The organism is Paenibacillus sp. FSL R5-0636 (assembly GCF_037974255.1).
Classification (GTDB): domain Bacteria; phylum Bacillota; class Bacilli; order Paenibacillales; family Paenibacillaceae; genus Paenibacillus_AQ; species Paenibacillus_AQ odorifer.
The window spans coordinates 5,422,228-5,440,293 of record NZ_CP150232.1; the positions used below are offsets into that span (position 1 = coordinate 5,422,228).

Sequence of the window (18,066 nt, forward strand, 5' to 3'; positions counted from 1 at the left end):
CGTTTTTTTATACCCCAGCTTTCCACAACTGTACTATTATACTTCAATCGAAAATATTATAAAACCGCGAACCGTCGTAAAAAGTGATCACCGTCGAGAAAATTCCAATCAGCGCAAACAAAGCCAATGCAAAATAATCGTCTCTCGTGAACGGGCGACTGCTATACCAAGTTCGTTTTGTCTCAGTGCCAAAGCCGCGCAGCTCCATAGCGGTACTGATATTTTCAATTCGCTCGATACTAGTCAAAATTAGGGGCATCAGAATCGAAATGATATTTTTTAGCCGCTTAGGCAGCTTTTCTTTTCTGGAAATATCTATTCCCCTTGCTTGAGCAGAAAACGATATATTCTCATAATCTCGTTGAATATCCGGAATGTACCGCAGAGCCAGCGATACAGAATATGCAATTTTATAGTTCACTCCAACTCTGTTTAAGGATGCTGCAAATTCACTGGGATGGGTCGTTAGAAGAAACAATAGTGCCATTGGAATGACCACTGCATATTTGAGGGCAATATTGAATTGATAGAATAGCTGCTCCCAAGTTACCGTATACCGGCCTGCAATGTGCATAATATCATGACGTGTACCGTAAACACGTACGCCCTCCAAAGGAGAAAAGATAAAGATAGCTATATGATTAAGCAAAAAGAAAATCAAGATGAAATATAATACGAAAGCATAATCCTGAAATTGGACTTTGGAAATTCTAAAGGCAAGCAAACTAAATAACAGCATCACAATTAGACATCTTGTATCATATGTAATCATCCCCGTCACAGACCACACTACAAATAAAATCAACTTAGTAGCGCCGGTAAGACGGTGAATAGGTGAATCCTGCTTCGTAAAAGTTAACATTTTGGCCTTCATCCGCCTCGGCTCCTCCTATCATACGCAATGAACCTTCTAACGAACTCCTCTGGTTGTTTCAGTTCAGCTTTTACAGCTAGGGCAAAAAGCGAGGTTTCTTTCAAGTTCGCTTTTTTTACCACATCAGTATTCGTTAATATTCGCTCAGGGCTATCATCCGCAAGCTTCACGCCATCAGCTAACACTATAGCTCTATCGGCATATTCCAGCATCAAGTGCATATCATGCGTGATCATAATGACCGTCATCCCCTGCCCCCGCAGCGTCAAGAGAAATTCCATCATTTCGTTATAATGCCTGTAATCCTGAGCAGCAGTCGGCTCATCCAAAATGATCACTTCCGGCTCCAGTACCAGAATAGCGGCAATCGTAACCCGTTTCTTCTGGCCATAACTAAGCGCCGAAATAGGCCAGCTGCGAAAAACATAAAGTCCGCACACCTTCAAGACTTGATGGACACGTTCACGAACGAGCTCCTCAGAGCAACCTCGGAGTCTAAGTCCTAGAGCGACCTCGTCATATAAAAGTGTCTTAGAAATCATATGGTTGGGATTTTGCATGACAAAACCGATCCGCTCTGCCCGCTCCTTAATCGTGTCCTGAGCAATATCGCGCCCATGCATCCGTATCGATCCGGAAGTAGGTTTATAGAAGCCACAAATAAGCTTGGAAACTGTAGATTTTCCAGCTCCATTTCGCCCCGCTATACAGACCATCTCTCCTTTATGAACACAGAGATTGAGCTTATCCAGCACCTGCTGATTTTTTTCGTATCCAAAAGAAATATCGCTAAGCTCAAGGATGGGTGGGCTATCCAGCTTATCCTGGCGTGACTGATTGCACTCATACCAGATCTTTAGTTTATTAGAACACGCCTCCAACTCTATATCGTTCACATGCTGCGGATTCATATTTGCTGTAATCGAACATCCGGCATACTTTAAAGCCGTTAAATAGAGAGGTTCCCGAATGCCAACTTCTGAAAGCAACGTTGTGCTCAACAGTTCTGCAGCCGGCATATCCGACACAATACGTCCTTCATGGATCACAATAATACGATCCACTGCCCGATGCAGCACCTCTTCAAGACGATGCTCGATCATAATAACGGTTTTACCTGTCTCTTTATGCACTCGATCAATAAGCTCAATCGCTTTTATACCGGTATAAGGATCTAAGCTTGCCAGCGGTTCATCAAAGAGCAGGATGTCCACATCACCTACCAGAACACCTGCCAAGGTCGTTTTTTGCTTTTGTCCACCCGATAACTCCTGAGGAGAAGACGCCAGAAATTCGTGGATATCCACCGCTCTTGCGGCAGCCGCCACTTTACTCTTCATTTCTGTCTGCTGAACCACATGGTTCTCTAGACTGAAGGCGATATCCTCACCAACCGTTAATCCTACAAATTGTCCATCCGGGTCCTGCAATACGGTACCCACCTGATTGGACAGCTCTGCGATACTCAGATCCTTCTGCTCCTGGCCCATAATCCGTAATGAACCTGATATTTCCCCACTGTAAGCAAAAGGAATGAGACCATTAATACAATGAGCAAGTGTACTTTTCCCAGAACCTGAAGGCCCCACGATAAGCACCTTTTCCCCTTCAACAATCGTTAAGTTGATCCCCTGCAGTGTGGGTTCCTGCTGTGCCCGATATTGAAAGCTGAAATCCTTAAATTCAATCATTACTTTTTTCATCCGAGACCTTCCTCTGGGTTAATGTGAAGAGAAAAAAGCCGGTGATTTCCACCGGCTTTTTTAGCTTGGATTTGTATTCCACTCAAGCTTCTCTAGTTAAGCTGCCCTGTTTCGTTCTTGTCTTAGCATACGCAATGGCTAGTAAAGATCCGATCACTGCCACCGAAGCTATATTTAATGCACCTGCGGTCAGTCCTTGCGTAAATACTTTATTTACGGGTTCTGCATAGATCAGAATATCCAACACCGGGGCTACAAGGAACCATGCTACAGCATTCGCTGCAATCTGAGCCAGATTAAAGCGTATTATTTCCTTTCGTCCGAATTCCCCGTCATGAATAGCGATTCTAGCTACTAACAAGCCAATAACCAGCCCTACAATGCCAGATGATATGACCCAACTGAACCATGGCGATCCATAAGATATCGTATCCTTCAGGGTATGCCCGATCAGGCCTATAAATAATCCGGCAAACGGACCGTACAATAGGGAGAACAATGCCAGTAATGCGTATGTAGTCTCGATGTTAGTGTTTGGAATACCCGAAGGAATCGAGCCGAATCTCCCCAATATAACGAATAAAGCAGAACCAATACCAATCGCTACAATCGTCTTGATCGACAACACCTTTTGTTTTGCCATGTTCTCATCTCCCCCAACGCATCTATTATGTTTTATGTGATTATACATCGGAATAGTCGGAATTACTATAGAATCCAAATAAAAAAATCTGCAAAGCAACATAATGTTGGCTTTGCAGATTCATAGTTGATTATTCAGATCCTATTTTCTATTACTTCACTGTCACTGATACCGTAACTGTCTTGCCGCCTAGCTTTCCTTTAATGGATGTCGTTCCTTTACTCACAGCTACAATCTGACCGCTAGCAGATACTCTCGCTACAGAAGGCTTGGAGCTGGTCCATACCGCACTTCCAGTAACAACAGCAGTCTTACCAGTATCATACTGTGCAGTCACGACTACATTCTGAACGGCTCCCGGAGCCATTTTCAGTCTGCTTTCATTAACGGTTAGCTTTGTCAGTTTAGGAACTACAGTAATTTTGACACTAGCAGCAATCCCTTGGTAAGATCCTGTCAGCGTAGCAGTACCTTCTGTTACTGCTTTAACGGATGTAGCTTTAACCGTAGCAACCGCCTCATTCGAGGACTGCCAATTCATACTGCTGGAGACATTCCCCGTTTTACCATTAGAATAATAAGCCGTTACCTTTATCGCTTTAGAGCCTTTAATGTTCATTTCGATAGCAGTAGGTTCTACAACAAGCTTAGTAACCTTTTGTTCAATGGTAACTGGGATACTGATGGTTTTATTGGCGTAAGTTCCCTTTAAAGTAGCAGAACCCTTCACCAGTCCTTTGATTACCTTACCGGAAGTTGTTGTCTTGATAATTGCATTCGTACCGGTAAGCTCCCATTCCATAGTTCCAGTAGCATCAAGTTCACTGCCGTTTTCCATCACAGCTTTCACTTCAGGAACAGCCTTCTCTTCACCAGTAACAATCACCAGATTTTCTTCTGGTCCAAGCAAGACAAGGACTTTATCTTTCACTGTAACCTTTACTTCAACACTTTTTTCTCTTACAGCTGTTTTTGAAGTCGTTGGGTTTTCTGATTTTATTTTACCGATAACCTTCACAATACCTGCCGATTCAGCTACAATTTTACCGTCTTTAATGGTGGCAATCTCATCATCCGCAGAGGTCCACTCGATATCACTGCTAAGATCTAGCTTTGTTCCGTCAAGCTTTGTACCGTTTACTTTTGGAAGGCTTACGGTGTCATCTGTGTAAAGCTCCAGTTCCGTCTTGTCGGCTTCCAGTTCTGTAATCGTAGGATAAACTGTCAGCTTAAAGCTTTTATTAATTCCTCTGTACTCTGCTTTAATAACCGAAGTTCCCACTGCTTTAGCAGTCACTGCCGCGGTATCGCTACCAGGCGTAACGGTTGCCGCCAATTGGTTATCCGAAGTCCATACTGCGCTGCCTGAAATATTCGGAGTAGAATTCGCAGCATCGCGAACCTCAGCCTTAACGTTCAGGGTTTCACCCATAAACAGGAATTGATCTCCTGTAGGAGTAAGTAGTAGCGCTTCATAAGGAGCACGTACATATACGTCTACAGTTTGTGTAATCCCCAGATAGGATACTGTAATTACAGCTTTACCAGCAGACAACACTTTGATCTCGCCTTTGTCTACTGTAGCTACACTAGCACTAGAAGAGGACCATTCCGCTTTCGCTGAAATATCATTTGCGCTGGATTTTGTAGTTTCTTTAGTCTCTGCAACCAATTTCAAAGGTGCATCTCCAACTAGCATCTCTAGTTCTTTAACGATTTTGTCGTCATGTTTAAGCTCAATTTCAGAATAAGGCAATTTCACTACAGCCTTAAAGGTTGCTGTTAAGGTCTTGTATTTGGCAGTGATCGTTGCTGTACCTTCACCAGCCAAAGTGATCTTACCTTCTGCAATGGTCAATACGCTTGTGTTCGAGCTGCTCCAAGTAGTATCAGCCGTTACATCCTTAGCAGAAGTCGCTGTTTCTCCACCAATCGCATTGGCTTTGACCAGCAGTTTATCCTCATCATCACCCAATTTGTAGTTCCCTTCAGAACTATATTCGAGCTTCAGTTCTTTAACAGGATGTGCTACCTCAACTTCAATGGTAGCAAGTGCATGATTATAAGTCGCTGTAATAATAGCTTTTCCACTGTCTATCGGAGTCAGCAGGCCATTTACTACCTTTACAGCGTTTGTGTTAGAAGAATTCCATACCACTGCACCTGTCACATCTCTTTTAGATGAGGACCCTTCCACATTCGCATATACCTTAAGTTGCTTTGGCGTTTGTCCAACCGTAAGCTCTACTTTAGCTGAGCTTTCGAATTCAATCGAGTTGATATCGCCGGTCGCTGCAAAGACACTTACCGGAAAAACCGCAGTAGCTAACAATATCATGATGAGGAGCATTTTCGTCATTTTCCTGTACACAGTCATTTGTTCTCTCCCTTAGGCTATAATGTCGTTCGGTGGTTTATCCCCACACTCTTTTACTTATATCGACAATTGTACCCTAAGTGTTTACCCCCTGGCTCTATAAAGCGAAATTCGGGACTTTCAGACTAGATAATACGGTAAAGGTTGATCAAAATATTAGGAAGTAATATGCTAACTACTAAATTCTTTCTTGAAACAAGGGGGCTACGATGAGTGCAGAGAACGTCCAACTAGAAGCAATCCCGTCTCCTAAACAGGAAGATAGCTTCCTTAAAGGGGTAAAAGATTGTATTCCCACACTACTAGGCTACTTAAGCATCGGACTTGCAGCAGGCGTTGTTCAAAAGACAGCCGGACTCAGCATTGCTGAGATTGCCTTAATCAGCTTGATTCTTTACGCGGGCTCCGCTCAGTTTATAGCTGCTGGAATGATAGCCGTTAGCAGCTCGCCTGCGGCCATTATCATTACGATATTTATCGTGAATCTTCGCCATATTTTGCTTAGTGCAGCTCTTTCTCCTTATTTCCGCCATCTTTCCCCACTGAGAAATATGCTGGTTGGTTCTTTATTGACTGATGAGACCTTTGGAGTTGCCATCAATCAAGCTTTGAATAAGCAGCAAATCAGTGAAAAATGGATGCACGGTCTAAATCTCACAGCATATTTAAATTGGTTTCTTGCGAATGTAGCGGGAGCTTTTTTAGCCCAGTGGATCTCAGACCCTGATCAATTCGGTTTGCAGTTTGCCTTACCTGCGATGTTTATTGGCATTCTTGTAATTTCCATGATTGACCGTAATAAAATCAAACTAGATTTGGTTGTCGCAATCCTTGCCGTAATCATAGCAGTAGGAAGCTCTTTCCTATTCTCCAGTAGTGTTGGAGTGATTATCGCTACAGTTATTGCGTCAACGATAGGGATGGTGTTTGAAAAATGGAAGTGAGATGGGATGTATTTCTGATCATTCTAGGAGCAGCTTTTGTGACCTTTATTCCCAGGGTGGTTCCGCTTATGATCCTTAGCCGGTTTGAATTGCCAGAATGGGGAATGCGCTGGTTAAATTATGTTCCTATCTCTGTTATGGCGGCATTAATAGGTCAGGAGATATTTTTGAATGATGGAAAATTTTCGTCTTTAGCTAATAACATTGAGCTTTTTGCGGCATTGCCTACTTTTTTGGTTGCGATAAAAACCCGGAGCTTGCTAGGCACTGTACTGGCGGGGATTGTTTCAATCATGATCCTACGGATGTTTTTTTGATCCACTTCTACGCGTATGAAGTCGCTATCGGACCCAGTTGACCTTATTCACAGCTTTATCCCACTTTTGGAACACTAACGGACACCATTGTCGCTATTGTCATGAAAAACACCTATTATGAACCACTTTCTGAGGAATAGCTGCACTGGGGTCCGAAACTAAGCATAAAAGGCAAAAAAATTGCAAATAACGCCATCTGGGTCCGAAAGCATCAGGAGATTGTTATGAATTGGTGGTCTAGGCAGCAGCAACTAAAAAACAGAGCAGCCCTTCCCCATTAACGGGAAAATGACTGCTCTGTTTTCTTTTTACTACTATCTATTTAACGGATATTTATTGCTTAACGAACAGCCTGCTGAAGCCCAGTCTGACTAACCCCGATCAACTCGCCGCGGCATTCGTTCACGCCAGCTTCCGTTATCTTCACCTGACAAAGTTCTCCTTGGAGTGAATCTTCACCATCGAAGAACACCTGCAAATAGTTGTCGCTAAACCCATGCTGGATATTGCGGCCCGGAGCCCCTTTTGCGGCTCTTTCCGGAATAACACTTAATGTCTGGCCTACAAATTTACGAGCATAAGCTATTTGCATTTCTTCTGAAAGATCAATCAGTTCCTGCACGCGTACATTTTTGATTTCTTCGTCGATCTGATTCTCCATCCGCGCTGCTGGAGTGCCCGTCCGCTTGGAGTAAGGGAATACATGCATCTCAGAGTAATTAATAGCCTTCATGAAATCGTAGCCGGCACGGAACATTTCATCGGTCTCCCCCGGGAATCCAACGATAACATCCGTAGTAATCCCGACATCTGGCATCGCCTGACGGATCAGCTGCATTTTGGCGTAATATTCTTCTGTCGTATATTTACGGCGCATTGCTTTCAGCACATCATTATGTCCGGCTTGCAGCGGGATATGCAGATGACGGCACATTTTAGAGGAACGGTTCAGCACCTCCAGCAGCTTCTCATCGATCTGGCTGGCTTCGATAGAACTGATACGTACCCGCTCCAATCCATCCACCTTATCTAGATCCCACAGCAAATCGGCTAGACGGTAATTATCAAGATCATCACCGTAACCACCGGTATGAATACCCGTGAGAACAAATTCTTTATACCCTGCTTCTACTAATTGATGCGCCTGGGTTACGATGCTTTTGGGATCACGACTGCGGGAAAGTCCACGTGACCATGGAATGATGCAGAATGTGCAGAAGTTGTTGCAGCCATCCTGAATCTTCATAAAAGCACGCGTCCGATCCGCAAAGCCAGGTACATCCATCTCTTCGAATTCACGTGTCTTCATAATATTACGAACAGCGTTGACTGGCTGACGTGAGGCTTCAATGTTCTTCACATGCGTCATGATCTGATCGCGGTCCTGGTTACCAATAACAAGATCGACACCAGGAATATCAAGAATCTCACCAGGAGAGGTCTGTGCATAGCAGCCAGTAACCGCCACGATAGCCTCCGGATTGCGGCGAACGGCACGACGAATCATTTGACGGCTTTTTTTGTCACCTGTATTAGTTACAGTACAAGTATTAATCAGATATACATCGGCAGGTCCCTCGAAATCGACCTGCTCGTAACCTTCATTTTTGAATAGCTGCCAGATGGCTTCGGTGTCATAAAAATTCACTTTACAACCTAAAGTATAAAATGCTACGGATGGCATCTCTTAAGCTCCTCCCATTTCTCCAGATTCATATAAAATACAAGCAGCGGCAACCATGCCCGCTGTCTCACAGCGCAGAATACGCCGTCCTAGTCCTACGGAAACTGCACCAGCTTCTTCTGCCTTTTGGCATTCCTCTGGTGTAAAGCCCCCTTCAGGACCTACCACAATCAATACCTTCCCACCAGCCTGCGGTGAAAGCGAGGATAACCAAGGGGCAACACTGCTGCGAAGCTGCAAGCCTTCTTCTTTTTCATAACAGAAATAAATTGCATCATACTCACTAAAAGTCTGTAGCAGCTGCTTCCAGGATAACGGTGAGCCTACAGCCGGAACGATGTTCCGGTGTGCCTGCTCGGCAGCTTCTTTACAAATTTTACGCCAGCGGTCCAGCCGCTTACTTTCCTTGCGTTCATCGTATTGTACAATCGTGCGCTCCGACAGAAAAGGAATAAAACCAACGGCTCCAATTTCTGTACACTTTTGAATGACAGTTTCCATCTTATCAGCCTTGGGTAAGCTCTGAGCCACTGTGATTTTTATCCGCGGTTCATGCGTCATCTCCAGGGTTTCCAGGATGTTCACTGTCACTTCTCCTATTTCGATCTGAGCAATCTCCACTAACGCTTCACGGGAGACGCCATCGCTGACAATAAGCTTGTCCCCAGCCTTACCGCGCATCACTTTGGCAATATGCCTTGCATCTTCTCCGTCAATTCTAACGTTATCCGTACCAAACTGCTCCGGTGTAACAAAATATCGCTGCATCTCTTCATCATCCTGTTCATGAATTCAGTAAGAAGAAACGGTAAAGACGCCTTAATTAAGACGTCACCCGTTTCTTAGAGAAATATAACTATGGATCAGGCGAAATTTAACTATCCTATTTTTCAACAAATTACATAATACAATGTTTAAGCAGGGTTGACCAGACTTCAGTCCCTACCTTAGCTGCCAAACATTCTTAGGAATAGCTGCACAAATGTTCTCGACATTTCACTAGCCCAGTGGCCAAGAGGATCAATGGTATAGGTTCGTAACCCTGGAATAAACAGAATTAATAAAAAGATAAATACAGCCCATTGCTCAAATTGCTGTAATTTGCCCCGAATAGAGCGAGGGGCAATATCCTCCACAATCCGGTAGCCATCCAGCGGAGGCAATGGAATCAGATTGAATAAGAATAGAAAGAAGTTCCATTGAATAAAGGTGCCAAAGAACAAATACACTGCCTCTAATACGCGGTCATTGGAGATCGACTCTAATACACCAGTTGCCGCAAGCACCCCATATATTAAAGCACCAATAATCCCTAGTAACAGGTTACTGATTGGGCCCGCAGCAGACACAATGACTCCCATCAGACGGGGGCGGCTAAAGTTATCGCGGTTTACAGGAACCGGACGCGCCCACCCGAAACCAGCAACCAGCAGCAGTAAAATACCAAAAAAATCGAAGTGTACAGCAGGGTTAAGCGTCATGCGTCCTAATAATCTAGCGGTAGGGTCACCGAACTTATTGGCGAAATAAGCATGACTGAATTCATGTACTGTAAAAGCAATTAAAATCGTAATGAGCAGAAAAGGAAGCTGATCCAGATCTACACGTATTATACTTTGCAATATATCCATTTTTACCTCTTTCCGGCTGTAAATGCCACCCAATCTTCTTCACGGGATACTTCCATAATCTCAAAGCCGGACTCTTGTAGTGCGTTAGCCACAAGTCCTTCTTTATCCTTGTAAATACCAGAGGTAATATACAAGCCTCCTGGCTGAAGTGCACGATACACGTCATCCGTAAACAATACGATGATTTCTGCCAAAATATTCGCAACTACAATCTTCACTGGGAGTGTAACGCCAAGACTATCCTCTGTTACTTGCTCAGCAGGTGTTCCCTCAAGAGTGTGACCCGGTCTAGCGGATGGCCACATTTCTCCAGCAGCTGTGTCAGCTACGCCTTCACCGCCTAGCAAGGAGAGCAGGTCGCTTTCTTTTACCGTAATGAACTTCTCAAGTTTGTTCAGTGCTACATTCTCGCGCGCACTTTCAACAGCTACCGGGTCCAAATCTAACGCCAGCACGGATTTCGCACCAAGCAGCATCGCACCTACAGCCAATATTCCTGACCCCGTACCGACATCGATCACTTCTTCGCCGCCGCTAATATTCTTTTCAAGCGCACGCAGGCACAAAGCAGTTGTAGGGTGAGTCCCTGTACCAAATGCCATACCAGGGTCCAGCTCAATGATTGCTTCATCTGGGCGCTCAGGCGTATATTCCTCCCAAGTTGGTTTAATCGTGAGACGCTCCGATACCCTGAGCGGTTTAAAATATTGCTTCCAAGCATGCGCCCATTCGTCTTCATCTACGGTTTTCCAAGAAATCAGCGATTTGCCCGGATCAATACCGTACTCACGCAATTCTGCTACCCGTGGAGTCAGTTCTTCTATAACAGCATCCATATCCGTGGAATCGGCATAATAACCTTTGATTACCGCTTCCCCTTCTGGGATATCATTCAAGGGTTGGTCGTATAATTCACCGTAACGCGTATTCCGCTCTTTACTGAGTGTTCCGGATTCTTCAATAGAAACCCCACCCGCTCCTGCTTCATATAAAAAATTCGAAATCATTTCTTGTGCATCTTCTGTTGTATGTATCGTCACTTCATGCCATAACATCTTTATGTGATCCTCCTAAAGTTTTGTGAGCGTTAGCTTCATTGATTGACTTCGTGCAAAACTGGCTTCGTAAGCATAGACTTAGTTTTGTGAGCATTCGCTTCATAGTATAACATTTCTTCTTGGGGTAACGCCAAACTACAGATCAACGCTCTGCCATGCCCGTGCTGCTCCTGCAAAAGCAATCGAGCGAATGATCATCTACCATCCCCGATGCCTGCATAAAAGCATAACATATGGTAGAGCCGACAAACTTCATGCCTCGCTTTTTTAATGCTTTACTCATTGCGTCAGACTGAGCCGTCGAAGCAGGGACATCCGCACGTGTCTTCCAATGGTTAATCGCAGGTGCGCCCCCCACAAAACTCCAGAGATAATTTGCAAAGCTGCCTGTTTCCGCACTAATTTGCAAATATACGCTTGCATTACGAATGATAGAATCAATCTTTAAGCGATTTCTAATAATCCCGGGATCATTCATCAGCTCAGCAATTTTCGGCTCATCATAATGCACAATCTTTTCCGGATCAAATCCATCAAATACCTCTTTGTAATGTGCCCGCTTTTTTAAGACGGTGTACCAGCTTAACCCTGCCTGCATGCCTTCGAGCATAAGTAACTCAAACAGCTTCCGGTCATCATACAGAGGTTTGCCCCACTCTTCATCATGGTAGGCGATATATAAAGGATCCTCATTAACCCAAGCACAGCGAGTGATTTCCATCCTGTTCTCTCCTTTACGCTAATCCTCGCTGAGTCCACTCAGCATCTACTCACTGTAAACGAAAAAAAGGGAAGAACACAAGGTTCCTCCCTAAAAAAGATTTTCTATGGCCGCAGCTGCACTCTTGTTTCTTTATCCGGATCGTCAGTTGTATAGAAGAATATATAAATAGAAGCTTCTGTACCTTTGAAACCCTTGTAAACATCAATGGCCTTATTGTTTCCATCCCCCGTGAAATTAACGGTCAGAGGTTTACCTAAAATACGCTCTTTCCCTATTCCGATATGGGTCTGGTTAATTCCACCGAAGCGAGCATCTTCACTTTCAGTCTCTACATAAAGATCGGCACCCTGCATATAGTACGTCCATTTTACCGGATAACCACTAAGCTGCTGGATAAGCGTCTGTTTCTTATCAGATATATTCGTCAACAGAAGTGGTGTTTTTTCGTCCTTGTTAATTTTATAGCTGCCGTGCTGAGTCACCTTGTATTTAGCAACAAAGGTAATTGGCGTCTCTTCTGTGATTTCAAGGTCAACTGGCCGCTCAAAACGAAGCACTGTTAATTCCGGCTCACCTTCTGGAGATCTCCAGAAATTGCCCTCCAGCGTCTTGCCTGCTACTTCAAGAGTAGACTTTTGATACGGGAAATTGGTGCCTTTCTCTTTACTTCTAATAGCGATTCGAATTTGAGTAGGCGTCACTACCATTTTCTCCAGCGTGTAATTAGGTTCGCCCTCTTCTAGCGGCAGATTCAATGAAGTATTTATGGTTCCGCTCTCCATCTGCTTTTTGCTTAATTGAAGATCAAAAGCTAGTGGCCCCTCAACCTTTTTCTCTTGTTTCATGTACTGCAGCTTGTAATTCACTTCTCCGCTGGAAATATCAGCCGCCTTAAAATATTGCTGGGACGTATATTCCCCGTTTTCTCCCGGTGTACCGAAAGCACCTCCTGCCAGCGAATTTATGAGCGTTCCGTTTTTGTAAGCGACTATATTTGGAAAGGCCCATTCTTTTGTTTCTGGCTGATCAAAAATGATCGCTGAAGAGAATAATATTTTTTCTTGTCCTTGGGTAAAAGGTTTCACCTCTATGCTGCGCATCCCTTCCTGTCCAATAGGAAACTTTTGTGTCTCCTGCGATTGGATATCCAGCGGTAAATCTAACTCCTGTGTGCTAAAGGCTTGCAGATTATCTGCAACTAGTTGCACATTCACAGTATCCTTTTTCGGTGTCCAATCACTCTCGAAATATCCGTTGTAATGTTGATTTTTCTCATCCCATAACACATAACTGAACTCACTGGGACCATTCGCCCCATCTGCGCCCTTCAAAGTCATTCCTTTAACATTCCAATTTTCATTTTCCAAGCGTTTTCCTACATCCAAAGTGAATAAGATAACCGTCCGATTCTCATCCACAATCGCTGTATGTAGCTTCAGAGTTACTCCATCCTGTGTCACCGACTGGTTCAGTTGTTGTCCGAGATTTTGGGCCAGCGCTGCTTGAACGCCTCCTCTCCCATGGAGCAAATTATCCCAATCATAATGCACTGCCGCATATACGGGTGCCGCTGCAATAAGTACTGAGAATGAAGCAACCACAGCTATTTTACTCCAGTTTCTCCCTCTGTTCCCGCTACCATTGGCCATACGAAGTTGTAGGGGAGTCATTGTACTGTTTTCTTGCTCTAAACGTCCCCACATGCGTTCAAAATCTGGATAAGGCACGCCTTTATCTTCATTTAAACGATGCTCCAGCATATTTTCTAACTTTTTCAAAAGCTTCGCCCTCCTTTAGTTCAATTTGAACCCCAGCCTCCTGCAGGATTCTCCTCATTACCGTTAGTCCTTTATGCAGCCTAGATTTGGTCGTTCCAAGTGGAATGGACAGCAGATCCGAAATTTCAGCCAGACTGAAATCATGCATATACCTAAGTGTGAGCACCATCCTAAGTTTGATAGGGACCTGGCTCATATATTGCGCCCACTCGACCTCCGTCTCACGCTGCTCAATCTGCTGCTCCACAGCTGTTTCTGCCGTTTTATTAAAGAAATGAAGGTTGTCCGTTATCTTCTGTTGCAAGGTTCGTTTTCGTTTCAAATGATTGAGGCAATGGTTGACCGTTATTTTCATAATCCAAGCCTTGATATGCTCCACGTGCTCACGATTGCTGCGAAATACTGTAATAAAGACATCCTGAGTCAAATCCTCTGCATCCGCCGCGTCATGCACCATATAGTAGCAAGTCCGGTATACATCTTTATTGTAGGTTTCAAATAACTCCCGGTTACTCTCCAAATCTTGCGCCCTCCTTTCTTGACTGAGATATCTATATGACAACCAATCCTTGGAAAAGGTTCGTTTTTCTGAGCATAAACTATCGCTACTCTTAAAGACATAGGGAAAATCAAACGGGCTTAATAATCTGAATGAAGCAAATGGAGGAAGGACAATGACTCTTTTAACTACTGGTCCGATAGAAAACAATGTTAACTCAGAAAACAACACAAGACTTACACAACAGGTCACGGTCAAATTCGCTAATGGGAGCGGTCAGATTGCTTCTACAGTTCTGATTGAAGGCTACTACATGAATGAAGAAAGAATTCAATATGTATGCGATCTGCTAGATGTGATACCAAATCAGGTAATAACTAAAAATTATTTTGCTGATTTTGATACTTTTGATTTTTTTTCACAACTGCTAGTTTGCCAGATCATCCAATCCAAATATCATTTTGGGGTAAAGATCGTGCAGAAAAATTAGTTGCCCCGCATCGACTAGTTACAGCAAAATTACTTGGATATGATGGGGCAACTGGCGCGACAGGCGCTACTGGGATGATGGGGCTAAAGGTGGGACTGGCTCTGATGGGGCGATTGGGGACACGGGAGTTACTGGAGTGACGGGAGCTACGGGCGCGACTGGAGTCACTGGCACGACTGGTGCTTCTGGTAACACCGGAGTTAACGGAGTCATCATAAATCATAGATATATGATTCCTACCTTGATTGTTAACAAAATCGGATAATACCAACAATTAAAAGGGTCTATCTCTCGCAAGTAGGAGACCGACCCTTTTTTGCTGATATTCAATCTATCAACATACATACTGCTGCTAGAGAATATCCATAACTTCACGCGCTTGTGTGTCGAGATTTTGTGCAGATGAAGCAATCTTCGAAAAATCCTCCAACGCCACCAGAACCTGCTGCTGACTATCTTCTATATTTTCTTGCACTTGATTTGTACCTATAGAGATCTTTCCAATTTCCAGCGTGATCGCATCCACACTATCCCGTACCTTTATGATCGAATCTTGTACCATGGAAGATAACTTTCTTACTTCTTTTGCCACCACGTCAAAACCTCGGCCATACTCCCCGGCATGCGCTGCCTTAATAGCAGCATTTAGGGCTAATAATTGCGTTTGCGAAGCAATATCGCGAATCGTTTGCACGATGCTATGAATCGATACAGCTTGCTTTTCAAGATTAGCTAGAGTATGTGTATTTTCTATCGATACTTCGGCGATTTTGTTGATGCTTCGTAATAATTCTTGACTGCGCTCAATACCTAAATCTGCTCTTTGATTCAAGCTATCTGCCATCTCTTGCATCCGTAGTACAACATTACTCATGTTGCTTTGTCTTTGGGTGATATTAGTTGCTATTTTAGATACTCCGATGACTTGTTCATTGCTTTCATCAAACACTGGCATGTAGGTGGCTTCAAGCCAAACCGCATTTCCTTTCGAATCCATTCGTTCGATCTTATCCTGAAAACTCTTCCCTGTAAAAAGATCCTGCCAAAACCGTTCGTAACCTGGGCTATCTGCGAAATGTGGAAAACAGAACTCTTTATGATGCATTCCGTACATTTCATCTTTTTTATATCCCATGGAATTTGCAAAAACCTCATTCACATAAGCAACTCGGCGATCAAGGTCAAACCGGATAATGGCTAAATTTCTTTCTAAAGATCTAACAACAAGCTCATCAGTAACTCCTTGAGAGTGTACCAGCCCCATTCTAATTCCCCCTGAAAAAATTCAATACTTGATTGGTCGTAGTTAGTATATTCGAACAATTATACATCCTTAATTTGTAGTGTGATATTAGCTATTTTACTTAAAATATTTATAACATCTGCAGACGTTAATATAATTGAAAATAATGATAATTAGGGAAAACTTCCCTAATGATGTGCAAGATTCGAAGGTTGAACTATCTTTTAGGGAAATACTCCACCAAAAACTCATGAAATCAGGCTTTTTCTATCTTTTCGAGCGTTTTTCAGGGAGGTTTTCCCTAATTAATCATTTTCCAACCTCAATCATGCCGAAAATTATATCCAATTCCAACAGAAATGCATCTACAGCTACGTCGACTATGAGACGCCCAAATTCTTCTTAGCGGTAGCCTTACTTATAAGCTAAAAGCTTGCCCTAATTTAGTTCATTTTTCTGATCTCATAACAAAAAAAACCAGCTGCAAATATCAGCTAGGGTTCAACTCTCAATTTCATTTTCAAATTCTATCATTCTCAATCCCGTTACTAATTTCAATTTTCAGATTCCAACCACAAATCAACTTTATTTTACCACTATTTCAGTCGTTCCCTCGTTACGAGCACGCAGCAAAATATGGCAGTTCATCCGAATCAAATGCACTCCAGCCAGGCTGCGGTGCAGTAAGCTACGTCTACCTTCGCTTCATGCAGCAGTTGTCTGCGACCTGTGCGAATATATTCCTTCTCCCATTGTACGTACAGTCAAAAGTATCTTATTAATTGGATTTATAATCTTTTATTTTAATCCCCAAAACCATATCCTTCTGATATGCGTCAGCTTGCTTCAAACCAATAATCCTTGGGTCTGAAGGGTAGTGACGTTCAAGATATAACAAAAATGCGTGATGAAACCTAATTTCAGCATCCAATTTATTCAGTTCGTTCGGATGATTCTCTAGTTCGGTTAATTCTGCTTCCCATCGATACAAATCGCTCGCCTCAGAGCGCTCCATACGAACCTTCTCTGTCAGCTCCCGCAACTCACAATAGGCCCGTTTTACTTTTGGAGAGTACAACTGCTTCTGGTTCAAATAGGTTAATAGTGCGATCAATAAGGCTAATCCTGTCCACAAAATAACGTTATCCATCTTCTCCCCCCACACTTAAGCTCTTCGCCCTAATTATACATGCCCAAACACAAAAATACCCCACAAAGTGAGGTATCCGCCTTAGCTTTTTTAGCTGCTATTCTTTCTTCATAATCTCATTCAGCTGACGTTTGTCCGCTTCTTGTGCGCGATCCTGAGCTTCAATATCATCAAGATCGGCTTCCGCCGCCGAGAATTCTACATCCTCTGCTTTAGCTTCGTATAACATTTTCAATTTCTCCGTCTTGGAGAAGATTTGTGAGTTTTCTCTATCCATTGTTCGTCTCCTTTCTTCTTATTAATGAAGTGCCGATCAGACCATCCCGCCTGCTTCTTCAATTAAGCGCAGAGCCTGATCGTAGGACTCCGTATGCACAATAACCGTAAGCAAAATATCTCTCCCCGTTGGACCTCCGTTACCACCATGACTCATTCCGCTAGAGCTGGTGTCCGCAGCTGCAAGTATGCCTGTGTGTGCGTGCTCAGCAGTCATGGAGTCCATTCTGGCCACATTGCCTGTCACCGGATTTACCCCTGAGCTAAAGCTGGTACCTCCATATCTACTGAAGCGATCAATGGAAACTTCAATGGCCCGAAGTGCACGAAGCTTGCGCGCGACGCCTTCGGCTTCCTCTGGACTTTTAAAATATGCCAAAATATATCTTTCCGACATCTTATCCCCGCTCTCGCTTGAAATTCAGATATCTGTTGCATTCATTTATATTGTCTTAATTTCACTTGTTTTATGCTCTGATTTTCTTATATTCCACTTATCTACTGGGAATTCGACATTTTCCTCAACGCTTCGCTGCAATATGGTACTAAAGTTGTATATTCGATTTGAAGTTATAGCTGTAGAATAAATTTAATTTTCATAATTTTTTACATTTTATATGGAGGAGGAGAACCACAGACACACAATGCAATACAAAAAATTCATTTGGGAGGATG

Annotated in this window: 19 protein-coding genes; 4 read left to right on the forward strand and 15 right to left on the reverse strand. The window is 43.4% G+C overall.

Going from position 1 to position 18,066, the window contains the following annotated elements; all coding sequences use genetic code 11:
- Positions 1 to 43 precede the first annotated feature (43 nt).
- The 4 genes from MKX34_RS24795 to MKX34_RS24810 all read right to left on the reverse strand — a co-directional run bounded on the left by MKX34_RS24795 (position 44) and on the right by MKX34_RS24810 (position 5,579).
- Entirely contained in the window at positions 44 to 874 is an 831-nt protein-coding gene (locus MKX34_RS24795) for an energy-coupling factor transporter transmembrane component T (protein ID WP_038572909.1), read from the reverse strand.
- The gene (locus tag MKX34_RS24800; protein ID WP_076297526.1) at positions 871 to 2,577 is read right to left on the reverse strand and encodes an ABC transporter ATP-binding protein; all 1,707 of its coding nucleotides are present in this window, start codon (positions 2,575 to 2,577) and stop codon (positions 871 to 873) included. Before MKX34_RS24800 ends, MKX34_RS24795 begins: the two co-directional genes overlap by 4 nt.
- Before the next feature lie 82 nt (positions 2,578 to 2,659).
- Positions 2,660 to 3,220: an ECF-type riboflavin transporter substrate-binding protein gene (locus MKX34_RS24805; RefSeq protein WP_036683889.1), complete on the reverse strand. Its 561-nt coding sequence runs from the start codon at positions 3,218 to 3,220 to the stop codon at positions 2,660 to 2,662.
- A gap of 151 nt (positions 3,221 to 3,371) precedes the next feature.
- Complete coding sequence (locus tag MKX34_RS24810; RefSeq protein ID WP_249267745.1) at positions 3,372 to 5,579, reverse strand: hypothetical protein; 2,208 nt, start codon at positions 5,577 to 5,579, stop codon at positions 3,372 to 3,374.
- A gap of 227 nt (positions 5,580 to 5,806) precedes the next feature.
- On the opposite strand from MKX34_RS24810, the gene MKX34_RS24815 reads away from it, so the two are divergent.
- Both MKX34_RS24815 and MKX34_RS24820 read left to right on the forward strand, forming a co-directional pair.
- A complete protein-coding gene (locus tag MKX34_RS24815; RefSeq protein ID WP_036683898.1) occupies positions 5,807 to 6,541 on the forward strand; it encodes an AzlC family ABC transporter permease in 735 nt (244 codons plus the stop codon).
- Positions 6,532 to 6,858 carry an AzlD domain-containing protein gene (locus MKX34_RS24820; protein WP_036683900.1) on the forward strand — a complete coding sequence of 109 codons (327 nt, stop codon included), beginning with the start codon at positions 6,532 to 6,534 and terminating at the stop codon, positions 6,856 to 6,858. Before MKX34_RS24815 ends, MKX34_RS24820 begins: the two co-directional genes overlap by 10 nt.
- Before the next feature lie 340 nt (positions 6,859 to 7,198).
- Here MKX34_RS24820 and mtaB read toward each other — a convergent pair whose 3' ends face one another.
- From mtaB to MKX34_RS24855, 7 genes are all read right to left on the reverse strand, one after another.
- The gene (mtaB, locus tag MKX34_RS24825; protein WP_038572916.1) at positions 7,199 to 8,542 is read right to left on the reverse strand and encodes a tRNA (N(6)-L-threonylcarbamoyladenosine(37)-C(2))-methylthiotransferase MtaB; all 1,344 of its coding nucleotides are present in this window, start codon (positions 8,540 to 8,542) and stop codon (positions 7,199 to 7,201) included.
- Positions 8,543 to 8,545: 3 nt separating this feature from the next.
- On the reverse strand, positions 8,546 to 9,310 hold the full coding sequence (locus MKX34_RS24830; protein WP_036683903.1) for an RsmE family RNA methyltransferase: 765 nt from the start codon (positions 9,308 to 9,310) through the stop codon (positions 8,546 to 8,548).
- 179 nt (positions 9,311 to 9,489) lie between these two features.
- Entirely contained in the window at positions 9,490 to 10,173 is a 684-nt protein-coding gene (locus MKX34_RS24835) for a site-2 protease family protein (protein WP_036683904.1), read from the reverse strand.
- A gap of 2 nt (positions 10,174 to 10,175) precedes the next feature.
- Positions 10,176 to 11,228, reverse strand: a complete 1,053-nt coding sequence (prmA, locus tag MKX34_RS24840; RefSeq protein ID WP_076141823.1) for a 50S ribosomal protein L11 methyltransferase — start codon at positions 11,226 to 11,228, stop codon at positions 10,176 to 10,178.
- Between the two features lie 145 nt (positions 11,229 to 11,373).
- A complete protein-coding gene (locus tag MKX34_RS24845) occupies positions 11,374 to 11,952 on the reverse strand; it encodes a DNA-3-methyladenine glycosylase I (RefSeq protein WP_076297527.1) in 579 nt (192 codons plus the stop codon).
- A gap of 104 nt (positions 11,953 to 12,056) precedes the next feature.
- The gene (locus MKX34_RS24850) at positions 12,057 to 13,733 is read right to left on the reverse strand and encodes a DUF4179 domain-containing protein (protein WP_143763790.1); all 1,677 of its coding nucleotides are present in this window, start codon (positions 13,731 to 13,733) and stop codon (positions 12,057 to 12,059) included.
- Positions 13,693 to 14,253 carry an RNA polymerase sigma factor gene (locus tag MKX34_RS24855; RefSeq protein WP_036683913.1) on the reverse strand — a complete coding sequence of 187 codons (561 nt, stop codon included), beginning with the start codon at positions 14,251 to 14,253 and terminating at the stop codon, positions 13,693 to 13,695. The genes MKX34_RS24850 and MKX34_RS24855 overlap by 41 nt, the downstream gene beginning before the upstream one ends.
- A 154-nt stretch (positions 14,254 to 14,407) precedes the next feature.
- Here MKX34_RS24855 and MKX34_RS24860 point away from each other — a divergent pair, with 154 nt between their 5' ends.
- Together MKX34_RS24860 and MKX34_RS24865 are read left to right on the forward strand one after the other, a co-directional pair.
- Positions 14,408 to 14,722, forward strand: a complete 315-nt coding sequence (locus tag MKX34_RS24860) for a hypothetical protein (protein ID WP_076297528.1) — start codon at positions 14,408 to 14,410, stop codon at positions 14,720 to 14,722.
- A 136-nt stretch (positions 14,723 to 14,858) separates the two neighbouring features.
- Entirely contained in the window at positions 14,859 to 14,987 is a 129-nt protein-coding gene (locus MKX34_RS24865) for a hypothetical protein (protein ID WP_268748658.1), read from the forward strand.
- 87 nt (positions 14,988 to 15,074) lie between these two features.
- Here the strand turns inward: MKX34_RS24865 and MKX34_RS24870 are convergent, their stop codons facing one another.
- From MKX34_RS24870 to MKX34_RS24885, 4 genes are all read right to left on the reverse strand, one after another.
- Positions 15,075 to 15,986: a methyl-accepting chemotaxis protein gene (locus MKX34_RS24870; RefSeq protein WP_076297529.1), complete on the reverse strand. Its 912-nt coding sequence runs from the start codon at positions 15,984 to 15,986 to the stop codon at positions 15,075 to 15,077.
- A 757-nt stretch (positions 15,987 to 16,743) separates the two neighbouring features.
- Positions 16,744 to 17,115: a hypothetical protein gene (locus MKX34_RS24875; protein ID WP_076272672.1), complete on the reverse strand. Its 372-nt coding sequence runs from the start codon at positions 17,113 to 17,115 to the stop codon at positions 16,744 to 16,746.
- Between the two features lie 97 nt (positions 17,116 to 17,212).
- Positions 17,213 to 17,392 (reverse strand): YfhD family protein, encoded by a 180-nt coding sequence (locus MKX34_RS24880; RefSeq protein ID WP_036683923.1) that lies wholly within the window; start codon positions 17,390 to 17,392, stop codon positions 17,213 to 17,215.
- A gap of 36 nt (positions 17,393 to 17,428) precedes the next feature.
- Entirely contained in the window at positions 17,429 to 17,788 is a 360-nt protein-coding gene (locus MKX34_RS24885) for a hypothetical protein (RefSeq protein WP_036683926.1), read from the reverse strand.
- Positions 17,789 to 18,066: the final 278 nt, after the last annotated feature.